The following is a 20054-nucleotide window of genomic DNA, read 5'->3' as shown; positions in this document are numbered from 1 at the left end:
AGTACCTCCATGCAGACATGGAGGTACGTATGAGAGAACAGGGCGTTTTTAGCGCTGTCCTGCTTATTCACACACCTCGGCAGGAAATTAAGCGGAGTTGCACCCGCACCTGCTGTCTACGGTATAACGTATTCATTTATACAACGTCCCTAATTATAATTTAATTAGGGACGATAAGTCAATACTAAAATTTATTATTTAGCGAAATTGGAAACATCAACTTTGATTCCAGGACCCATCGTTGATGAAACAGCAGCATTACGCATATAAGTTCCTTTTGATGCTTGAGGCTTAGCTTTTACCAGAGCATCTGTAATAGCTTCGAAGTTTTCCGCAAGCTTTTGTTTGTCGAAAGAAGCTTTTCCGATTGGAACGTGAATGTTAGCAGCTTTATCAACGCGGTATTCAACCTTACCAGCCTTGATTTCGTTAACTGCTTTTTCTACTTCAAACGTTACAGTGCCTGTTTTAGGGTTTGGCATAAGACCTTTCGGCCCTAGTACTCGGCCCAGTTTACCTACTTCAGCCATCATGTCAGGAGTGGCAACGACTACATCAAAATCGAACCAGCCTTGATTAATACTATTAATCAGGTCTTGTTCACCTACGTAGTCAGCACCTGCTTCTTCTGCTTCTTTCGCTTTATCACCTTTAGCGAAAACAAGCACACGCTGGGATTTACCCGTTCCGTGTGGAAGCACCATAGCTCCGCGAATTTGCTGATCCGCTTTTTTAGGATCAACGCCTAGACGGAATGCAGCTTCAACTGTTTCATCAAAGTTCGCTTTAGACGTCTCTTTTACAAGATCGATTGCTTCTTGTACATTATAAGATTTCGTACGATCAACAAGTTTTTGAAGTTCTTGTTGTCTTTTACTTTTTTTAGCCATTTTAATTTCCTCCTTGTTGTGGTTTTAACGGATTAACCTCCCACGAATAAAGGTTGCGAAAGAAGTTGAACTCCTATTTCGCAACCTTTAACTCCATCAGAGTGACGTTGTGGGATTAGTCTTCAACTGTAATTCCCATGCTTAGCGCAGTACCTTCAACCATGCGCATTGCAGCCTCAACGTCAGCAGCGTTTAAGTCAGGCATTTTTGTTTCCGCAATTTCGCGAACTTGATCGCGATTGACAGAAGCTACCTTGTTACGGTTCGGCTCACCAGAACCGGATTCGATACCTGCCGCTTTCTTAAGAAGAACAGCAGCTGGTGGAGTTTTGGTAACAAATGTAAATGAACGGTCTTCAAATACCGTAATTTCAACCGGAATAATCATACCCGCTTGATCTTGCGTACGAGCGTTGAATTCCTTACAGAAACCCATGATATTAATACCAGCTTGACCTAGCGCCGGTCCTACCGGTGGTGCTGGATTTGCTTTACCTGCAGGGATCTGAAGTTTTACAACTTTAATAACTTTTTTAGCCACGAGACACACCTCCTTAAAGTCCGTGATGTGGTAATAGGGTTTAACCCCTCCCACTCATCGCAATATGCATAAACACCTCTTTATCCGAGGCACATATAGAACATAAAAATTCTAGCATCTTTATATGCATAATGCAAGGGGGAGGATTATATTTTATAGTTTTTCTATTTGTGAGAAATCCAGTTCAACTGGTGTTTCCCGACCAAACATGTTGACGTGAACTTTTACTTTTTGTTTATCTGTATCAATATACTCGATCGTTCCAGTGAAATTAGCAAAAGGTCCGTCTGTCACTTTCACACTTTCTTTCACTTCTAAGTTAACTTCAGTTTTCGGTTGTTCATTCATACCCATGCGTTTTAGTACAGTCTCTGCTTCTTCGGGCAGGAGAGGGATGGGCTTTGAGCCCGAACCAGTAGAACCAACGAAGCCGGTCACACCTGGTGTATTTCGAACAACGTACCATGAGTCATCTGTCATGACCATCTCGGCTAGCACGTAGCCGGGAAATACTTTCTTTTTGTTAATTTTCTTTTTACCATTTTTAATTTCCGTTTCTTCATCTTCAGGGACAAGAACGCGAAAGATCTTATCTTCCATACCCATAGATTCAACCCGTTTCTCTAAGTTCGCCCTTACTTTGTTTTCATAACCTGAATAGGTGTGAACAACGTACCATCTTTTTTCCATTATAGCAGGACAAATGCTTGCCCTTCCCTCCCTTATTTTAAATTAAAATTTTTCTCCAACATGAAAAAACCCGCTGAACGGGTTTTTTGTAAGTCTATTTACAAGTATAGCACAAAATCAACTCTACTATTCTTTAGAAATAAGTTCAAGCACCTCAGAGATCCCAAGGTCCACAATAGCAAAGAATACGGCAACAAAAACGACTGTGCTTAATACAGTAATGGTGTACCGCGTAAGTTCCTGTCCCTTAGGCCAACTCACTTTGCGCATTTCTCGAGCTACGTTTTTAAAAAACTTAAACATGCTGCAAATACCCCCAAACTTGCGCCTGCCGGCTTTCTTTCTCTATTTCGTTTCGCGATGTAAGGTATGTTTGCCACATTTCTTACAAAATTTACGAACTTCCAGACGGTTGGATTGATTAGATCGATTTGTATATGAACTATAATTACGACTTTGGCATTCTGTACAGGCTAGCACTACTTTGTTTCTCATACGTTCTCTCCTCATAATCAGAGGTTTACACACTCAACAAATGTAGCACGCTTCAAACATACTGTCAATCTACGCCTTATAGGGTAATTTCACTTACTTCCAGATACTTTTCAAGCTTTCTTTTAACCCGTTGGAGGGCGTTATCAATCGATTTAACATGTCGATTTAATTCAACTGAAATCTCCTGATAGGACTGCCCGTCCAAATAAAGAGCAAGTACTTTTTTCTCGAGATCACTCAGAAGCTCAGAAATCTTCTCTTCCATATCGCAGAACTTTTCTTTATTCACAATTAATTCTTGAGGATCTATTGCTTTTGAACCGGCTATTACATCAAGCAAGGTCCGGTCTGATTCTTCATCGTAAATCGGCTTATCTAAGGACACGTAGGAATTCAATGGAATATGCTTTTGGCGTGTGGCGGTTTTGATTGCGGTAATAATTTGACGGGTAACACATAATTCTGCGAAAGCTTTAAACGAAGATAACTTACCTTCCTGGTAATCTCGTATCGCTTTGTAAAGACCGATCATTCCTTCTTGCACAATATCTTCACGATCTGCACCAATAAGAAAATACGTTCGGGCTTTTGCGCGAACGAAATTCTTATACTTATTAATTAAATAATCAAGAGATTGGACCTCTCCCTGATTAATTCGTTCAATGATTGCTTCGTCATCAAGTTTGCTAAGATCCAACTCGTTGATGTCTTTCTCCGTTTGAATGATGCTCACTCAGGATCCCCCCGACCGTGCTGCCTCAATATAGCAATATTATACAGTAAGCGTTTCAAAAGCGTCAACAAGTTGTCAGAATTATTTATCTCCTCGGCGCCACTTTTCAAAGAGTTCTCTTACTTCCTTATTCATTGGTATCTTTGGCTGGTACTGGACTTGGTTCTGGGTTTCGACATCTTTTTTAATTTGTTTTTCAATGTTTTTCACTTCAATGTACAGCTCTCTGGCAGACTTTCGAAAGGCTCCTTGTCCAAAAATTGTTCGCTGTTCGGCATAATCCGAGGTAGCTACATAAACTTGAGTTCGGACATCATTTAGTTCTCCCGCGAGCTTCTCAATCCGTTCATCCGCTGTTTCATTTTCTTTTGTAAAAATAACTTCAACTTTGTAATTTTTTTGTTTTTTGGCAACACCCCGGACATGATAAGCATCAAAGATCACGATGATCCGGTCCCCGGTATAGGACTGGTACTCGGCCATCATTTCTATTAGGAGATCTCGTGCCTGACCGAAATCCTCTTCTTTTAATCTCTTTAATTCAGGCCAGGCTCCAATCATGTTGTACCCATCTACTATTAGAACATTCATTGTTACTCACCGACAGGGCGGCGCTTTCTATACACTTCGTACATTAATAATGAAGCAGCAACGGATGCATTCAAAGAGGTTACTTTACCAGCCATGGGAAGACTTACGGTCCAGTCACATTTCTCTTTTGTCAGACGGCTCATTCCTCGCCCCTCGCTTCCAATCACAAGTGCGATCGGCATATTTCCATCCAGCCGTCGGTAATCTTCCGTACCATCTGCGTCTGTTCCGACGACCCACACAAATCTTTCTTTCAATTCATCGATCGTTCTCGCAAGATTGGTTACTCTAGCTACCGGTATATACTCAATAGCTCCGGTAGAAGTTTTAGCCACAGTAGAGGTAAGCGCCACTGAGCGTCGTTTTGGTATAATCACGCCGTGTGCTCCGCTCGCATCCGCAGTTCTTAAAATCGACCCCAGATTATGAGGATCTTCGATTTCATCGCAAATGATGAAAAATGGCGGCTCCCCTTTTTCTTCAGCTTTAGCAAACAAATCCTCAAGATCACTGTATTCATAAGCAGCCACCGAAGCCGCTACACCCTGATGATTGCCCTCGACAAGCTGATCAATCTTCTTTTTAGGGACTTTCTGCACAATAACCCCATTCTCTTTAGCTGCCTGCTCCAGTTTTTTATAGGCCTGGTGTTGAAGCTGCTCGGACACTATCACTTTATTAATAGCCCTTCCTGATTTCAGAGCTTCCTGCACTGGGTTCTTTCCTATAATCCATTCGTTATTCACCTTCTCCACTCCTTTCTTCTGTAAATTGGATCGTCTTTTCGATTAATTCGTCCAGCCTCTCGTTTTTTTCAGATAAATAAAGAAAACCAAGAACCGCTTCAAAACCAGTCGAGTAACGATAAGTTTGTACATTGGTGCTTTTAGGCACAGATCCAGACTTAGCATTTCTCCCTCGTCTGAGCACGGATTGTTCCTCTTCTGTCAATAATCCTTCTTCCTGCCAGTACCCTACGGCCCTCGCCTGAGAAACAGCAGATACGAATTTCACGGCTGCTTTATGCAGCCTTTGAGGTTGTATTTTTCCACTTTCTAAAAGATGCTTCCTCACATACAATTCATATACAGAATCTCCCATGTAGGCAAGCGCCAGGCTTTTCATTTGTTTAACATCATTTATGGCCATCTGGTCAGCCCCGCTTCCAGCGTGTACCCTGGGAAGTGTCTTCCAATATAATATTTCTGTCTTTTAACTCATCGCGGATCTGATCGGCTCTTTCAAAATTACGATCTTTTCTTGCCTGCTTCCTTTCTTCAATCAGGGTATCGACCTCTTCATCCAGCAATTCTGACTGGGTTTCAATCTCAAGACCAAGAACCATCATCAGTTCTTTCAACGTATTTTCATAAGCCTCAAGTACACGTGTATGGGTTTGTTCTTCCTGAAGGTAAAGATTAGCTGATTTAGTAAGATCGAATAAAACAGAAATGGCGTTTGCCGTATTAAAATCATCATCCATTTCTTGAATAAACTGCTCCTTGTGAGCTTCTATTTCCTTAATCCAGCGATCCGAATCATTTTGAAGGTTCATGCTGGCAGATTTACGATGATTTAAATTCTCATAAGCATTACGAATCCGGTCAAAACTACTTTTCGCGCCTTTTAATAATTCATCACTGAAATTAATAGGGTGACGATATTGAACACTGAGCATAAAGAAGCGAATCACCTGAGGGTCATGCTTTTTCACCAAATCATGCGCAAGAATGAAATTCCCAAGGGATTTAGACATCTTTTCATTTTCAATATTAATATACCCGTTATGCATCCAGTAACGCGCAAATGACTGGTCATTATGTGCTTCTGACTGGGCGATTTCATTTTCGTGGTGAGGGAAAGTTAAATCTTGTCCGCCGGCATGAATATCGATAGTTTCCCCTAAATACTTTTTAGCCATGGCGGAACATTCAATGTGCCACCCCGGGCGTCCATTCCCCCAAGGACTTTCCCATGATATCTCATCTGGCTTCGCTTCCTTCCATAGTGTAAAATCAAGCGGGTCTTCCTTTTTGTCGCCCACCTCTATGCGAGCACCAGATCGCAGTTCATTAACGGACTGATGGGAAAGCTTCCCATAATTATCAAAGGAGCGAGTTCGGAAATACACATCCCCTTTTGCTTCATAGGCGTAACCTTTATCAATCAACCCTTTCACAAAATCAATGATTTCATCCATGTTTTCAGTTACACGCGGATGATCCACTGCTTCTTTCACGCCTAATGCTCCTACATCTTCTTTGTAGGCATCTATAAAGCGATTGGCGATATCAGGAACTTCTTCTCCTAACTCATTGGCCGCTTTGATCAGCTTGTCATCTACATCCGTAAAGTTCAGGACGTAGTGTACGTCGTAGCCTCGGTATTCAAAGTATCTGCGTACCGTATCAAAAACAATAGCAGGGCGGGCATTGCCAATATGGATATAGTTATAGACCGTTGGGCCGCACACATACATCTTTACTTTATCCTCTTCCAAAGGACGGAATGGTTCTTTTTTTCGTGTCAGCGTGTTGTATATTTGAATACTCATGCTAGTTCACTCCTTTAGCTTCTTTTACTTCTTCTTGTAACTGCTTAATTTCCTTTTCTAACTGGTTGATACGATCATAAACCGGATCGGGCAGCTTATGATGATCGAGATCTTTCTGCTGTACTTTCTTCCCGTCCTGCACGACTACGTGGCCCGGTATTCCAACTACGGTTGAATTGTGAGGCACATCGTGGAGGACGACTGATCCTGCTCCTACTTTAGAATTTTCTCCAATTGTAATGGAACCCAGAACCTTGGCTCCTGTAGCTACCAGGGAATTATCCAATAATGTTGGGTGACGCTTCCCTTTTTCCTTGCCTGTACCGCCAAGGGTGACGCCTTGAAACAAAGTAACATTATCTCCTATTTCACAGGTTTCCCCTATGACCACTCCCATTCCATGATCAATGAAGAAGCGACGGCCGATTTTGGCCCCGGGGTGAATTTCTATCCCGGTAAAGAAGCGGCTTAATTGGGAAATCACTCTGGCCAGAAAGAAAAATTTCTTTTTATAGAATGCATGGGCAATCCGGTGGGCCCAGATAGAGTGCAACCCTGAATACGTTAAAATGACTTCAACGTAAGAACGAGCAGCAGGATCTTGATCAAAAACGACATCCACATCTTCCTTAAACATCTTAAAAAGCCCCATTTGCTCTCCTCCTTTGTTAACCAATAGTGGGAATCAAGCTACAAAAAACGCGCCTCCGTGCCCTATGGCACAGAGACGCGTTCCGCGTGGTTCCACTCTGTTTGGGAAAAACTGATTCCCCTCTTCAGCCTTGCTAACGGAAGGTAACCGCTTCAGCCTACTTGTTTCGGCAGAAGACTCAGAGGTGCATTTCGAAGCGGTCCCACATAATCACTTTCAGCCGAGGGTGATTTTCTCTGTGTATGGGAAGCCTCTTCTACTTCTCCTCATCAACGTTTCTTATTGGTATCTCTACTATATGACATAAGAAGTCATTTGTGAAAAGTTTAGCCTTGAAGTTTGTTTAATACATCATCTAATCGGACATTGACGGTTTCCAGACCAAGCAGGTGAATAGCATTAGGCAGTTCAGGACCGTGTGTCTGGCCGGTGGTAGCTACACGAATTGGCATGAAAAGCTTCTTCCCTTTATGGCCAGTTTCTTTTTGTACGGCTTTGACCTGTTTCTTGATAGCTTCTGGTGTGAATTCTTCCAGTTCATTCAGCTTTTTCTTGAACGTATCAAGCACTTCCGGCACTTGCTCGCCTTCCAGCACTTCCATAGCGTTCTCATCATATTGTATTTCTTGTTTGAAGAATAATTCCGTAAGGTCTACAATTTGCGCACCATAATCTAATTGTTCCTGGTAGAGAGCAATTAATTCATGGACCCACTCCCGGTCGGAAGCACTCATATCCTCTGAAACACGTCCCGCTTCAATGAGATGAGGCAGAGTTAAATCCACTACACGATCAAACTCAGCTGATTTAATATACTGATTGTTCATCCACTTCAGTTTTGCAGGGTCAAAAACCGCTGGTGAAGTAGAGAGACGTTCCGCATCGAATATTTCAATCAGCTTATCCTGAGTGAAGATTTCCTCTTCGCCTACTGGTGACCAGCCAAGCAAAGTAATAAAATTAAATAACGATTCAGGTAAATATCCTAAGTTCTTATATTGCTCAATGAACTGCAGAATGTGTTCATCACGCTTGCTTAGCTTTTTACGATTTTCATTCAGAATGAGTGTCATATGACCAAACTTAGGCGGCTCCCATCCAAACGCTTCGTATACCATCATTTGCTTCGGTGTGTTTGAGATATGCTCTTCCCCGCGTAGTACATGAGTGATTGCCATAAGGTAATCATCTACAGCAACGGCAAAGTTGTAAGTTGGGGTTCCGCTTTTCTTTACAATAACCCAGTCCCCAAAATCACCAGATTCGAACGTGATGTTTTCACGGACGATATCGTTAAACGTGTACGTATGGTTTTCCGGTACACGCAGACGAATACTTGGTTCGCGTCCCTCTGCCTCAAACTGTTCAATCTGCTCTTGGCTTAAGTCACGATGAGCCCCTGAATACTTTGGTGCTTCTCCACGTGCAATTTGTGCTTCTCGTTCTGCTTCCAGCTCTTCTGCTGTCATATAACATTTATATGCCAGTCCGCGCTCAAGCAAGTCATCTACATATTTTTGATAAAGATCCAGGCGCTCCATCTGACGATAAGGACCGTATTCCCCGCCCTTATCCGGGCTTTCGTCCCAATCAATCCCAAGCCAGCGTAGATAATTAAGCTGACTTTGTTCTCCGCCTTCTACATTTCGTTTTTCATCTGTATCCTCAATGCGGATTACCATCTTTCCTCCCGCATTTCTTGCAAACAAATAGTTGAACAGGGCCGTTCTTGCGTTCCCAATGTGAAGATGGCCGGTCGGGCTGGGTGCATAACGTACACGAACTTCATTCGACATAATTGTACTCCTTTCGTTACCGTTCCTTTTTTCAGTTTTATTTTATCATTTTTTTGTTAGACTTGTTGATCTTTTTGCAAAAGAACGACGGCTTGAGCCGCTATTCCTTCCTTCCTTCCAGTAAAACCTAATTTTTCAGTGGTCGTAGCTTTTACATTAATCTGTTTCGTCTCCGCGTCCAATAAAGAAGCTATATTCTCACGGATCTCCTCAATAAAGGGAGCCATTTTGGGGGCTTGCGCAATGATCGTACAATCAACATTTCCGAGTTCATACCCCTGTTCTTTTACAAATTTCCAGACATGCTGCAGAAGCATACCAGAATCGGCGTTCTTATATTCAGGGTCTGTATCAGGAAAGTGTTTGCCGATATCTCCTTCTCCAATTGCCCCTAAACAGGCATCAGCAATGGTATGAAGAAGAACATCAGCATCCGAGTGCCCGAGAAGTCCTTTTTCGTGAGGAATCTCAATTCCCCCAATGATGCATTTACGTCCTTCCGTCAGCTGGTGTACATCAAAACCTTGACCAATTCGGAACATAGGACTCTCCACTTCCTTTCCTTTACGCTGGTTTTGTATATAAGACTCTGCTTTATGTAAGTCCTCTGGCGTCGTTAGTTTAATGTTATCATAGCTTCCCTCGACAATAGCCACTTCTTCTCCCAGGATCTCGACTAAGGAAGCATCATCCGTCCCATAGTATCCGCTCTCCTGTGCTTTTTGATGCGCTTTATAGATCAATGAAAAAGTGAAACTCTGAGGTGTCTGGGCTGCCCATAGAGTTTTTCGGTCCAAGGTGCTCAGTAATTGATCATTCTTCTGTTTGATCGTATCCGTTACAGGAACCGCTAATAGAGCGGCATGCTTTTCAATCGTGCGCTCGGCCAATTCGTGCAAAAGCTCTTGTTTAACAAATGGACGTGCTCCGTCATGGATAAACACGGGCAGAGTGGTATTAATTACGGCTTTTAATCCCGCAAACACACTATCCTGCCTCTCGGCTCCCCCATCTACCAGCTGAATCTCTTTATTTAAAGAAAAAGTTTGAAGGAGTTCTTCCATCTGTTGTCTTTCCTTTGGATTAGTCACTAGAACAATTTCGTCACACCATTCGTCTTTAGCAAAAACGGAGAGCGTATGTAATATCAACGGTTGCTCTTCTATCTTTAAAAACTGCTTATTTTTACCAGCCAGCATGCGCTTGCCCTGCCCTGCCGCAAGTACTACTGCCGTATAATTTATCATAGTATCCATCCTAAACTGGTTTAAACCATAAAATAACCACTATAACTATCTCTGTAAATAACAAAAGCGATAACTCACCGGTTATCACTTTTGTGTGTCTCTATTTGTTTATACCGTTTTTAAAGGGCTTTTTCAAGTGATTTCGGTTTAGCAAAGATCATTCGTCCGGCAGATGTCTGAAGGACACTGGTAACGACAACTTCAATTGTCTTTCCAATATAACTTTTTCCTTCTTCTACTACGATCATCGTACCATCATCTAAATAGGCAACGCCCTGATTTTGCTCCTTGCCATCTTTGATAACCTGAATACTCATTTCTTCACCCGGAAGTACGACTGGCTTCACTGCATTAGCCAGGTCATTAATATTCAATACTTGGACATTTTGAAATTCACATACTTTATTTAAATTAAAGTCATTCGTAACAACAATTCCATTCATAACCTTAGCCAGTTTAACCAGTTTACTATCCACTTCCTGGATATCCTCAAAATCTCCTTCATAAATCTCCACATTGACTGGAAGGTCTTTTTGAAGACGGTTCAAAATATCAAGTCCACGCCGACCACGGTTCCTTTTCAATCCATCAGAAGAATCTGCAATATGCTGAAGCTCTTCCAGGACGAACTGAGGAATCACAATTGTACCTTCAAGGAAATGGGTCTCACAAATATCTGCAATACGGCCATCAATAATCACGCTCGTATCCAGGATTTTTTCTTTTGGAATTAATGAACTGTCCATTCCCGCAGGCGTAAGAGATGAAGAAGCTCCTTCATCGGCTTTCTCTTTTTTCGAAACCATATTCAGGAACTCGTCCTTCCGTTTGAATCCCACCTGGAAACCGAAGTAACCCAGTAAAAAGGTTAAGAAAATCGGCACCACCTGATTAACCACTTGAATTTGAATATCTTGCACCGGGATATTGACTAGATATGCAACGATCAGACCAACAATTAACCCCAGGCTGCCGAATAATAGATCGGCGACAGGCGCCCGGACCAAGGTGTCCTCAATCCATCTTAGTAAATCTACAATATAATCCACGATCCAAAACGTTAATAAAAATAAAATAAGTGCTCCAAGTACGGCCCCTAAAACTGCTTGCATCCAATTCTGCCAAGTGAGTCCCATGGCTGTAAACAATTCTGGAAAATAGAGGTAACCGATCGTTCCACCGGTTATGACAATAAACAACTGTACAATTCGTTTAAGCACTTGTATCCACCTCCTCACTCACAGTATGACCAAACCTCACACCTAATAACCGTGTAATAAGAGGAATGATGCTTTATAAAATAGCATAGTTTCCAAAAAAAGTCAATCTTCAAAACGATTTATCATACCATATTCATAGTAAATAAGTCAATAGAATCATATGTGGCGATCTACAAATAGCTGCTCTTGTATCCGTTCTAAACCATCCCGAATTTTCGTAGCCCTTATCTCTCCTACACCATCTACACCTACCAGATCCTTTTGAGAAGCCTGAATCATATCGTCCAGGGTTCCAAATCTTTCTACTAAATGCTCAATAATTAAAGGCGGAAGACGGGGGATACGGCTTAAAATCCTGTAACCTCTAGGGTGAAGTGGATCTGACATCTTTGTATTAGGAGAATAACCTAACAGCTTGAGCACCTGCTCATCTGACAACAACTCCGGATTTGTAACTTCCTGCATTTTTCTTAGAATATAGTATGGTTCGTAGTCTGGACGCTTACTGTAATCTTTCAAAAGTAAAGCAGCCTCTTCTTCAATATTCGACACCAGCTCTGTCATCTGCAGTTGAATTAAACGTCCTTCTGTTCCGAGTTCATTCACATAGTTGAGAATTTCTGTTTTCGTACGAAGCACCATTTCCACACGGTGCACCACTTGGATCACTTCAGAAAAGGAAACCATGTTTTCAAATTCCATCGCACCCAGGTTGGTAATGGACTGATCCAGCACATTCTTGTATTTTTCCAACGTTTGAATGGCTTGATTAGCCTTAGTCAAAATTACGCCAATGTCCTTCAAGGAATACCGCAGAGATCCTTTATACAAGGTGATAACATTTCTCCGCTGTGATATGGCAATAACTAAGGATCCCGTCTGCTTCGCTACACGCTCAGCCGTACGATGGCGCATTCCGGTTTCTGTAGAAAGAATATCCGGGTCGGGCATGAGCTGCGCGTTCGCATACAAGATTTCCGTAGCTTCATCGTTTAGAATAAGGGCTCCGTCCATTTTAGCCAGCTCATACAGGTGTGCAGGCGTGAAGTCAGAGTGAATGTTAAAGCCGCCATCCACTAAATCCCGAATGACCTCATCATAGCCAAGAACGATTAATCCTCCCGTATTGGCCCGCAGGACATTATCGATGCCATCACGGAGCGGCGTGCCTGGAGCTACGAGCTTCAGAATTTCTCCTATTCCATTTTCTTTCATATTGTGCCATTCCATTTACGCGTCCCCCAATGTAACCTTCATAGCTTCCTGTACCGTACTTACACCTACCACTTCGATTGAAGAAGAAGGCTTCCACCCATCCAGGTTTTTCTTAGGAATAATAACACGCTTAAACCCTAACTTCGCCGCTTCTTGCACCCGTTGTTCAATACGTGCAACACGGCGTACTTCTCCTGTCAGGCCGACTTCTCCAACCACTACATCTTCAGCCTTGGAAACTTGATCTCTAAAGCTTGAAGCAATACTGAGTGCCACTGCCAAATCTATCGCAGGCTCATCCAGTTTTACTCCCCCCGCTACTTTCACATAAGCATCCTGGTTTTGTAAGAGAAGGCCAGCCCGCTTTTCTAAAACGGCCATCAGCAATGGTACACGGTTGTTATCGAGCCCTGTAGCCATTCTCCTTGGATTTCCATAGGCGGTAGGAGATATGAGGGATTGTATTTCTACAAGTACAGGGCGTGTTCCTTCCATAGAAGCAACAACAACGGAACCTGCCGCTCCTTGAGACCTTTCCTCAAGAAAAATTTCAGATGGGTTTAATACTTCCACTAAACCTTGTTCTTTCATTTCGAAAATACCCATCTCATGTGTACTTCCAAAACGGTTTTTTACACTTCTGAGTATGCGGAACGTGTGGTGCCTTTCCCCTTCAAAATATAAAACGGCGTCCACCATATGCTCAAGAAGCCTAGGTCCTGCTATAGAACCTTCCTTAGTAACATGCCCTACAATAAAAATCGGAATACCTTTGTTTTTGGCTATTCTCATTAATTGACTGGTACATTCTCTAACTTGAGATACGCTCCCTGGAGCAGATGTGACATCTTCCTTGAAAATGGTCTGAATGGAATCAATCACCACAAACTCTGGCTCTATAGCTTCGATTTGGTTAATGACATCCTGCAAATTTGTTTCAGATAATACATAGAGTTCATCTGAGGTTATATTTAACCGCTCTGCTCTTAACTTTGTCTGTCTTGAAGACTCTTCACCAGAGATATAAAGAACAGGCTTATCTTTATTGGCAATCTGAGCCGATACCTGAAGTAATAATGTTGATTTCCCTATCCCCGGATCTCCACCTATTAAAACCAGGGACCCGGCTACAATTCCCCCTCCAAGTACACGGTTAAACTCTGGCATATCAGTGGGGAGACGTGGTTCTTTCTCTGATTTTATGGAATTTATCTTTTCTGGTTTTGTTTTTGTGGAAGTGGAACTCGTCTGAAACACATGGCGGGAATTGGTACTTGGAGCACTCACTTCCTCAACGAGCGTATTCCATTGTTGACACCCAGGACATTTGCCCATCCATTTCGCTGTTTCGTAACCACATTCCTGGCAAACAAACTTTGTCTTTCTTTTTGCCAAGATTACTCGCCCCTTCCCTTCTAATTTATACGATTATGATTGTGAAAAAGTTTCACAGGCATATCAATTAGATTAATTTCCTCTTACTAAAAGCATATAGGAATAAGAAAAAAACCGGAAGGCAAACGCCTTCCGATTTTAAAATTTAGCACTAAACAGCTAGAGTTTATTTAATTTGTAGATTCCTGCTCTGAATAAACGACAAATTCATTATTGTCATTCAAGTCAATTTTCACGGATTGACCTTTAGCAATATTCTCTTTTAATAACTCTTCAGATAGAAGATCTTCTACGTTCTTCTGAATGGAACGGCGAAGCGGGCGTGCCCCGTATTCAGGATCAAATCCTGTTTCTGCAATATGCTCAATTGCTTTTTCAGACAAGGTGAAGTTGATCTCCTGCTCCTGCAGACGTTTTCTCAACTCGTCTGCCATTAAGGTCACAATATCCTTCATGTGTTTTCTTTCAAGGGAATGGAACACAATGGTTTCATCAATACGGTTTAGGAACTCTGGACGGAACGCTTTCTTCAGTTCATCCGTAACTTTAGATTTCATGTCTTTATAGCTCTGGTTCGAGTCATCCATACTGAAGCCGACGTATTTATTACTTTTCAGCTCCTGTGCACCTACGTTAGAGGTCATAATCAGTACGGTGTTACGGAAGTCTACCACGCGTCCTTTGGAGTCTGTTAAACGACCATCTTCCAGCACTTGAAGTAGAATGTTAAATACTTCAGGATGTGCTTTTTCCACCTCATCCAACAGGACAACAGAGTAAGGTTTGTTACGAACTTTTTCAGTCAGTTGACCGCCCTCTTCGTAACCTACATAGCCAGGAGGTGAACCTACCAGTCTGGAGGTGCTGTGTTTTTCCATATATTCAGACATGTCTATACGGATCATAGCATCCTCTTCACCAAACATGCTTTCTGCCAGCGCACGTGCTAATTCAGTTTTACCTACTCCCGTTGGTCCTAGGAAAATGAAGGAACCAATTGGGCGTTTTGGATCTTTTAGGCCTGCCCTTGCACGACGGATAGCTTTAGATATTGATTTAACAGCTTCGTCCTGGCCAATAACACGGTTATGAAGTGTGTCTTCCAGTTGAAGAAGACGTTCACTTTCATCTTTAGTCATTTTGGATACAGGAACTCCTGTCCAAGTGGATACGACAGAAGCAATATCTTCTACCGTAACTTCTGAATCCTCTTGTCCTTGCTTTTCTTTCCATTTATCTTTGGTTTCTTCTAGTTCATCGCGTAAGCGCTGTTCACTATCTCTCAGAGAAGCCGCTTTTTCAAATTCCTGGCTTTGAACAGCTGCATCTTTTTCCTTACGAACTTCTTCAAGCTTTTGTTCAAGTTCTTTTAAGTTCGGCGGAGCTGTATAAGAACGCAGACGAACTTTTGAAGCTGCTTCATCAATTAGATCGATCGCTTTATCTGGAAGGAATCGATCTGTAATATAACGGTCTGAAAAACGAACAGCAGACTCAATAGAGTCATCAGGTATTGTTACTCGGTGGTGTGCTTCATAACGATCGCGCAGACCTTGAAGGATTTGCACTGATTCATCCAAGGTTGGTTCATCTACTTGGATAGGCTGGAAACGACGTTCAAGTGCAGCATCTTTTTCAATATACTTACGATATTCATCAAGAGTAGTTGCCCCGATACATTGTAATTCTCCACGGGCAAGTGACGGCTTCAGAATGTTGGAAGCGTCAATGGCGCCCTCTGCACCGCCTGCACCAATTAAGGTATGCAGCTCATCAATAAATAGAATGATATTACCAGCCTGGCGAATTTCTTCCATTACTTTTTTCAAGCGGTCTTCGAATTCACCACGGTATTTTGTGCCTGCAACAACGGTTCCCATATCCAGGGTCATCACCCGTTTATCACGAAGAATCTCAGGTATTTCATTATTTATAATCTGCTGGGCAAGTCCCTCTGCAATGGCAGTTTTACCTACACCAGGTTCACCTACAAGCACCGGATTATTTTTGGTACGACGGCTGAGAACCTGAATGACGCGCTCAATCTCTTTGCTTCTTCCAATAACGGGATCAATATTGCCTTCTTTAGCAATTGTTGTTAAGTCTCGAGCCAGCGAGTCAAGGGTTGGTGTGTTCGCACTGGCTGCCTGACCTCCAGAGCCGCCTCCACGACGATTTTGACCGCCGGTAGACTCATTATTGCCAAGAAGCTGCAACACTTGCTGACGTGCTTTATTCAGACTTACACCGAGGTTATTAAGCACCCGGGCAGCTACCCCTTCTCCTTCACGGATTAAACCAAGCAGAATGTGTTCTGTTCCTACATATGAATGACCAAGTTTACGTGCTTCATCCATGGATAATTCGATAACTTTCTTGGCGCGGGGAGTATAATGAATGGTTTGGGAAACCTTTTCACCTTTTCCAATCAGCTTTTCTACTTCCTGCTGAATTTTTGAAGCTTCCAGACCTAATGCGGTTAATGACTTAGCCGCTATTCCTTCTCCTTCACTTACTAAACCAAGCAGAATATGCTCTGTGCCGATGTTATTGTGTCCTAAACGAACAGCTTCTTCTTGTGCTAGTGCAAGTACTTTCTGAGCTCTTTCTGTAAAACGCCCAAACATCATGGACATTCCCTCCTAACATTTATTCTTCATTTTCTAATTGAAGTCGTTCTCTAATTAGTGAAGCTCTGCGTACATCACGCTCATCTGGATTTAGAGAGGCTTTAGCATATTGTTGCAAAAAGCCGGGCTGAGTTAAAATCATCAGCTCATTTAAAATAGTTCTTGGAATGTGGTCAATGAGCTTAAGATCAATTCCAAGCCTTAAATCAGATAAACACTTGGCAGCCTCTTTAGACTCTATGATACGGCTGTGCTTTAAAACACCGTAAGAGCGAAATATACGATCCTCCAGTTGAACTCCTGAGCGGCTTATTAATGCCTCTCGCGCTCGTCTTTCCTGATCAATTAATTGTTTTACTACACTATGCAGATCCTCTACAATGTCCTGCTCTGATTTTCCAAGCGTAATCTGATTGGAAATCTGATAGATGTTACCAAGAGCCTCGCTTCCTTCACCGTATATTCCTCTGACTACAAGTCCAAGCTGGTTAATTGCCGGGGTCATACGATTAATTTGCTGGGTCATGGATAAAGCAGGAAGGTGCATCATCACAGAAGCTCTCATCCCCGTTCCAACATTGGTAGGGCAAGCCGTCAGATAGCCTCTTTTTTCGTCAAAAGCATAATTAATTTTTTCTTCAAGCCAATCATCCAGCTGGGAGGCCTGTTCCAGAGCTCTATCCAATTGAAAACCAGGAAAATACAACTGCAATCGTATATGGTCTTCCTCGTTAATCATAATGGAAACCTGCTCATTTTCGGATATCAAAGCAGCTGAATGCTTAGGTTTCTCCGCCAAATGTGGACTAATAAGGTGCTTTTCAACCAGCACCCTTTTTTCCACAGGCTCAAGATCATTCATTTGGACAATCTCAAAGCCTTTGTAATCACGGAAGGATTGACCTTTATATTCCTCTTTGAAGAAATCCAGAACTTTTTCCAAAGTCTCATCAGAAGCGATCAGCGGGAATGGAGAACTGGAAAAATTTCGAGCCAGTCGAATGCGGCTGCTTAATACAATATCGCTGTCAGGCCCATCCTGTTTCATCCAAGGACTAAGAGCCTCGTTCATAAATTGCTGCAATGACATTATTGCTCACCATCCTCCCCCTCATGAAATTGGCTTTCCAAAGTTCGGATCTTATCTCTAACTTTCGCTGCTTCCTCGAATTCTTCCTGCTCAATTAATTGTCGAAGATTAGATTTGTGTTCATCCAGTTCTCTTTTTAAATGCAAATGGCCGCCTTCACGCTTTGGAATCTTACCGTCATGAGTAGTATTTCCGCTGTGAACCCTTCTCAAAACAGGGTTCAAGCGTTCGTCAAATGTTTCATAACAATTCCCGCACCCAAATTTCCCAATTCGCGCAAATTCCTGGTAAGTCATTCCGCAAGTAGGGCATTGCAGCTGAGGAGTTTGCTGCTGGGTGTGAGCTTGTTTTCCTTTAAATGTAGACGGACTTTCAGAATGGAATAGTCCTGACAAAAGGTTACTGAGAGAAAAATTTTCTTCTCCGTAACTCATATAACCTTTATCTTTAGCACAATGTTCACAAACGTGAACTTCTGTTTTTTGACCATTAATTACCTGAGTTAAATGCACCGTAGCTTTCCTTTGGTGACACTCTTGGCATTCCATAACGCTCTCTCCCTTCCAATTCAGCTTTTATACTTTAGAGTGAAGAGCATAGCCGTCATCATTCGAGAACGGACTTCATCACGCAGAGGAAGGGGGAATGTGAGGACTTCACGATCAATAATGCTTCCCATAAGCTTTGCTTCCCTCTCTGTGATAATTCCACTCTCTAATAACCTCTCAATCACATCCGCAGCTGCTGTTTGAGAAACGAGGGGATTAATCATGTCAACAATCTCTTCAATCATATCCGATTCCTTGCGATGCTGGATACGGCTAATACGAATATATCCGCCACCGCCACGCTTACTTTCTACTATATAACCTTTTTCCACAGTAAACCGAGTTTTAATCACATAATTAATCTGAGAAGGCACACATTGAAATTGATCAGCTATTTCACTGCGCTTAATTTCAATTGTCTTTTGCTGGTTCTTATTCAGAACTTCTTTCAGATATTCCTCTATTACATCAGAGATATTCCTCATTTTCCCTCCTCCTCTTTTGACTTTGACTATCTTTGACTTTAATTTTATTATACTCAATTTTGTCAGTTACGCAACTAAAATGTTTTGATTTCATACACATTCATGATTCCCTAATTTCTTTTCTGCTAAAACAAAAAACCATGCCGAATTTTGGCATGGTTTTAGAATTTATGAATGATCTGAAGGACTTCCTCTTTACGGGAAAGCTGTTCGATTAATTGAGTACGGTTATATTTTTGGCCTTTCTCTATTTCAATAATAAGTTTGTTATGATCCTCCTCTTGTTTCTTAATATTAATTCCTTTAATTTTCAGTTCTTTTTCCTCAAATATCGCAGTGATCGCTTGCAATTTAACTTCAGGTTTTACCTTTAGTTGAAAAATATATGGTTTCTTCTTATTAAAATTCTCTTTTTCAATTTTATTTAATAGAACCAAACTTAATAAAACGATAATAGTGGCTAATATTGCAACATCATACATACCTGCCCCGACCACTAGGCCTATACCCGCTACTGTCCATATCGAAGCTGCCGTGGTCAGGCCTCTAATAGTTAAACCGTTGACTATAATTGTCCCTGCGCCTAAGAAACCAATACCATTAATTACATAGGAAGGAATACGTGCCGGATCAAAACGTACATTATCAAATTCATCCAGGTAAGATTCAAATCCGTATAAGGAAAGAAGCATCATTAAACAGGCCCCTACCCCCACTAAAATATGAGTCCTGAATCCTGCGGAATGATTTTTTAACTCCCTTTCGAATCCAATCAGCCCGGCTAATAGCAGAGCCACTACGATTCTTATAGTAAATGTAAGGAAATCATCATCAAAGAAACTGCTCCATTCCATAAACGGCCCTCCTCTTATTCATTAACTTTTAAATACAGAAAAAACCAGAAGTCTGTACTTCTGGTTTTATATTAACGTGGCGGCGTCCTACTCTCACGGGGATCGACCCGACTACCATCGGCGCTGAAGAACTTAACTTCTGTGTTCGGCATGGGAACAGGTGTGACCTCTTCGCCTTCACCACCACATCATATACAGTTTGAGGTAAACCCTCAAAACTGGATAAGGCAATCATTCAACCATCGGACGAGCGAACGTCTCTTCCGACTTCTTTATTAAAGGATAGATAAGTCATCGATCCATTAGTATCCGTCAGCTCCACGTGTCACCACGCTTCCACCTCGGACCTATCAACCTCATCGTCTCTGAGGGATCTTACTTACTTGGCGTAAGGGGAAATCTCATCTCAAGGGGGGCTTCATGCTTAG

The 20054-nt window shown here is 42.1% G+C and carries 21 protein-coding genes, 2 rRNA genes and 2 other annotated features (1 of these 25 running past the window's edge); all 23 genes read right to left on the bottom strand.

Translation table 11 applies throughout. From position 1 onward, the window contains the following. Window positions 1-140, bottom strand: a sequence feature (ribosomal protein L10 leader region); it reaches 14 nt to the left of the window's first position. Window positions 141-194: 54 nt separating this feature from the next. After that, complete coding sequence (gene rplA, locus BMZ06_RS12620; protein ID WP_014641409.1) at window positions 195-890, bottom strand: 50S ribosomal protein L1; 696 nt, start codon at window positions 888-890, stop codon at window positions 195-197. A gap of 115 nt (window positions 891-1005) precedes the next feature. Beyond that, on the bottom strand, window positions 1006-1431 hold the full coding sequence (rplK, locus tag BMZ06_RS12615) for a 50S ribosomal protein L11 (protein WP_014641408.1): 426 nt from the start codon (window positions 1429-1431) through the stop codon (window positions 1006-1008). A 153-nt stretch (window positions 1432-1584) separates the two neighbouring features. Beyond that, window positions 1585-2121: a transcription termination/antitermination protein NusG gene (gene nusG / locus BMZ06_RS12610; protein ID WP_014641407.1), complete on the bottom strand. Its 537-nt coding sequence runs from the start codon at window positions 2119-2121 to the stop codon at window positions 1585-1587. 126 nt (window positions 2122-2247) lie between these two features. Next, window positions 2248-2424 (bottom strand): preprotein translocase subunit SecE, encoded by a 177-nt coding sequence (secE, locus tag BMZ06_RS12605; RefSeq protein WP_014641406.1) that lies wholly within the window; start codon window positions 2422-2424, stop codon window positions 2248-2250. Between the two features lie 42 nt (window positions 2425-2466). Continuing rightward, window positions 2467-2631 (bottom strand): 50S ribosomal protein L33, encoded by a 165-nt coding sequence (rpmG, locus tag BMZ06_RS12600; RefSeq protein ID WP_281244471.1) that lies wholly within the window; start codon window positions 2629-2631, stop codon window positions 2467-2469. Between the two features lie 61 nt (window positions 2632-2692). Continuing rightward, window positions 2693-3349 carry an RNA polymerase sporulation sigma factor SigH gene (gene sigH / locus BMZ06_RS12595; protein WP_089752372.1) on the bottom strand — a complete coding sequence of 219 codons (657 nt, stop codon included), beginning with the start codon at window positions 3347-3349 and terminating at the stop codon, window positions 2693-2695. 81 nt (window positions 3350-3430) lie between these two features. Then, window positions 3431-3940: an NYN domain-containing protein gene (locus BMZ06_RS12590; RefSeq protein WP_089752371.1), complete on the bottom strand. Its 510-nt coding sequence runs from the start codon at window positions 3938-3940 to the stop codon at window positions 3431-3433. 2 nt (window positions 3941-3942) lie between these two features. Continuing rightward, on the bottom strand, window positions 3943-4686 hold the full coding sequence (rlmB, locus tag BMZ06_RS12585; RefSeq protein WP_089752370.1) for a 23S rRNA (guanosine(2251)-2'-O)-methyltransferase RlmB: 744 nt from the start codon (window positions 4684-4686) through the stop codon (window positions 3943-3945). Then, window positions 4679-5089, bottom strand: coding sequence for a Mini-ribonuclease 3 (locus BMZ06_RS12580; protein WP_089752369.1), 411 nt, complete (start codon window positions 5087-5089; stop codon window positions 4679-4681). The genes rlmB and BMZ06_RS12580 overlap by 8 nt, the downstream gene beginning before the upstream one ends. A gap of 4 nt (window positions 5090-5093) precedes the next feature. Next, complete coding sequence (cysS, locus tag BMZ06_RS12575) at window positions 5094-6494, bottom strand: cysteine--tRNA ligase (protein ID WP_089752368.1); 1401 nt, start codon at window positions 6492-6494, stop codon at window positions 5094-5096. A gap of 1 nt (window position 6495) precedes the next feature. Further along, the gene (gene cysE, locus BMZ06_RS12570; protein WP_089752367.1) at window positions 6496-7146 is read right to left on the bottom strand and encodes a serine O-acetyltransferase; all 651 of its coding nucleotides are present in this window, start codon (window positions 7144-7146) and stop codon (window positions 6496-6498) included. Between the two features lie 68 nt (window positions 7147-7214). Then, window positions 7215-7428, bottom strand: a binding site (T-box leader). 44 nt (window positions 7429-7472) lie between these two features. Continuing rightward, on the bottom strand, window positions 7473-8942 hold the full coding sequence (gene gltX, locus BMZ06_RS12565) for a glutamate--tRNA ligase (RefSeq protein WP_089752366.1): 1470 nt from the start codon (window positions 8940-8942) through the stop codon (window positions 7473-7475). Between the two features lie 56 nt (window positions 8943-8998). After that, the gene (locus BMZ06_RS12560; RefSeq protein WP_089752365.1) at window positions 8999-10189 is read right to left on the bottom strand and encodes a bifunctional 2-C-methyl-D-erythritol 4-phosphate cytidylyltransferase/2-C-methyl-D-erythritol 2,4-cyclodiphosphate synthase; all 1191 of its coding nucleotides are present in this window, start codon (window positions 10187-10189) and stop codon (window positions 8999-9001) included. Between the two features lie 119 nt (window positions 10190-10308). Continuing rightward, window positions 10309-11409: a PIN/TRAM domain-containing protein gene (locus BMZ06_RS12555; RefSeq protein WP_089752364.1), complete on the bottom strand. Its 1101-nt coding sequence runs from the start codon at window positions 11407-11409 to the stop codon at window positions 10309-10311. Between the two features lie 156 nt (window positions 11410-11565). After that, entirely contained in the window at window positions 11566-12639 is a 1074-nt protein-coding gene (disA, locus tag BMZ06_RS12550) for a DNA integrity scanning diadenylate cyclase DisA (RefSeq protein ID WP_089752363.1), read from the bottom strand. Then, on the bottom strand, window positions 12640-14019 hold the full coding sequence (radA, locus tag BMZ06_RS12545; protein ID WP_089752362.1) for a DNA repair protein RadA: 1380 nt from the start codon (window positions 14017-14019) through the stop codon (window positions 12640-12642). Window positions 14020-14189: 170 nt separating this feature from the next. Beyond that, window positions 14190-16649 carry an ATP-dependent protease ATP-binding subunit ClpC gene (gene clpC, locus BMZ06_RS12540; protein ID WP_089752361.1) on the bottom strand — a complete coding sequence of 820 codons (2460 nt, stop codon included), beginning with the start codon at window positions 16647-16649 and terminating at the stop codon, window positions 14190-14192. Window positions 16650-16668: 19 nt separating this feature from the next. Next, a complete protein-coding gene (mcsB, locus tag BMZ06_RS12535; protein ID WP_089752360.1) occupies window positions 16669-17739 on the bottom strand; it encodes a protein-arginine kinase McsB in 1071 nt (356 codons plus the stop codon). Continuing rightward, a complete protein-coding gene (gene mcsA, locus BMZ06_RS12530) occupies window positions 17739-18287 on the bottom strand; it encodes a protein-arginine kinase activator protein McsA (protein WP_089752359.1) in 549 nt (182 codons plus the stop codon). The genes mcsB and mcsA overlap by 1 nt, the downstream gene beginning before the upstream one ends. 20 nt (window positions 18288-18307) lie before the next feature. After that, the gene (locus tag BMZ06_RS12525; protein WP_089752358.1) at window positions 18308-18772 is read right to left on the bottom strand and encodes a CtsR family transcriptional regulator; all 465 of its coding nucleotides are present in this window, start codon (window positions 18770-18772) and stop codon (window positions 18308-18310) included. Between the two features lie 161 nt (window positions 18773-18933). Continuing rightward, window positions 18934-19626, bottom strand: a complete 693-nt coding sequence (locus BMZ06_RS12520; protein WP_089752357.1) for an MgtC/SapB family protein — start codon at window positions 19624-19626, stop codon at window positions 18934-18936. 74 nt (window positions 19627-19700) lie between these two features. Beyond that, window positions 19701-19814 (bottom strand): 5S ribosomal RNA (rrf, locus tag BMZ06_RS12515). A gap of 94 nt (window positions 19815-19908) precedes the next feature. Further along, window positions 19909-20054 (bottom strand): 23S ribosomal RNA (locus BMZ06_RS12510); the annotation flags it as partial.

The sequence above is a fragment of the Halobacillus alkaliphilus genome (genome assembly GCF_900113125.1).
Lineage (GTDB): Bacteria > Bacillota > Bacilli > Bacillales > Halobacillaceae > Halobacillus > Halobacillus alkaliphilus.
Note: the sequence above shows the minus strand (reverse complement) of the source record. Positions and strands in the feature narration are given on the sequence as shown.

Coding starts and splice junctions, on each gene's coding strand:
- rplA (WP_014641409.1), bottom strand. CDS start 890: ATGGCTAAAAAAAGTAAAAGACAACAAGAACTTCAAAAACTTGTTGAT.
- nusG (WP_014641407.1), bottom strand. CDS start 2,121: ATGGAAAAAAGATGGTACGTTGTTCACACCTATTCAGGTTATGAAAAC.
- secE (WP_014641406.1), bottom strand. CDS start 2,424: ATGTTTAAGTTTTTTAAAAACGTAGCTCGAGAAATGCGCAAAGTGAGT.
- rpmG (WP_281244471.1), bottom strand. CDS start 2,631: ATGAGGAGAGAACGTATGAGAAACAAAGTAGTGCTAGCCTGTACAGAA.
- BMZ06_RS12590 (WP_089752371.1), bottom strand. CDS start 3,940: ATGAATGTTCTAATAGTAGATGGGTACAACATGATTGGAGCCTGGCCT.
- BMZ06_RS12580 (WP_089752369.1), bottom strand. CDS start 5,089: ATGGCCATAAATGATGTTAAACAAATGAAAAGCCTGGCGCTTGCCTAC.
- cysS (WP_089752368.1), bottom strand. CDS start 6,494: ATGAGTATTCAAATATACAACACGCTGACACGAAAAAAAGAACCATTC.
- cysE (WP_089752367.1), bottom strand. CDS start 7,146: ATGGGGCTTTTTAAGATGTTTAAGGAAGATGTGGATGTCGTTTTTGAT.
- gltX (WP_089752366.1), bottom strand. CDS start 8,942: ATGTCGAATGAAGTTCGTGTACGTTATGCACCCAGCCCGACCGGCCAT.
- BMZ06_RS12560 (WP_089752365.1), bottom strand. CDS start 10,189: ATGATAAATTATACGGCAGTAGTACTTGCGGCAGGGCAGGGCAAGCGC.
- disA (WP_089752363.1), bottom strand. CDS start 12,639: ATGGAATGGCACAATATGAAAGAAAATGGAATAGGAGAAATTCTGAAG.
- clpC (WP_089752361.1), bottom strand. CDS start 16,649: ATGATGTTTGGGCGTTTTACAGAAAGAGCTCAGAAAGTACTTGCACTA.
- mcsB (WP_089752360.1), bottom strand. CDS start 17,739: ATGTCATTGCAGCAATTTATGAACGAGGCTCTTAGTCCTTGGATGAAA.
- mcsA (WP_089752359.1), bottom strand. CDS start 18,287: ATGGAATGCCAAGAGTGTCACCAAAGGAAAGCTACGGTGCATTTAACT.
- BMZ06_RS12525 (WP_089752358.1), bottom strand. CDS start 18,772: ATGAGGAATATCTCTGATGTAATAGAGGAATATCTGAAAGAAGTTCTG.
- BMZ06_RS12520 (WP_089752357.1), bottom strand. CDS start 19,626: ATGGAATGGAGCAGTTTCTTTGATGATGATTTCCTTACATTTACTATA.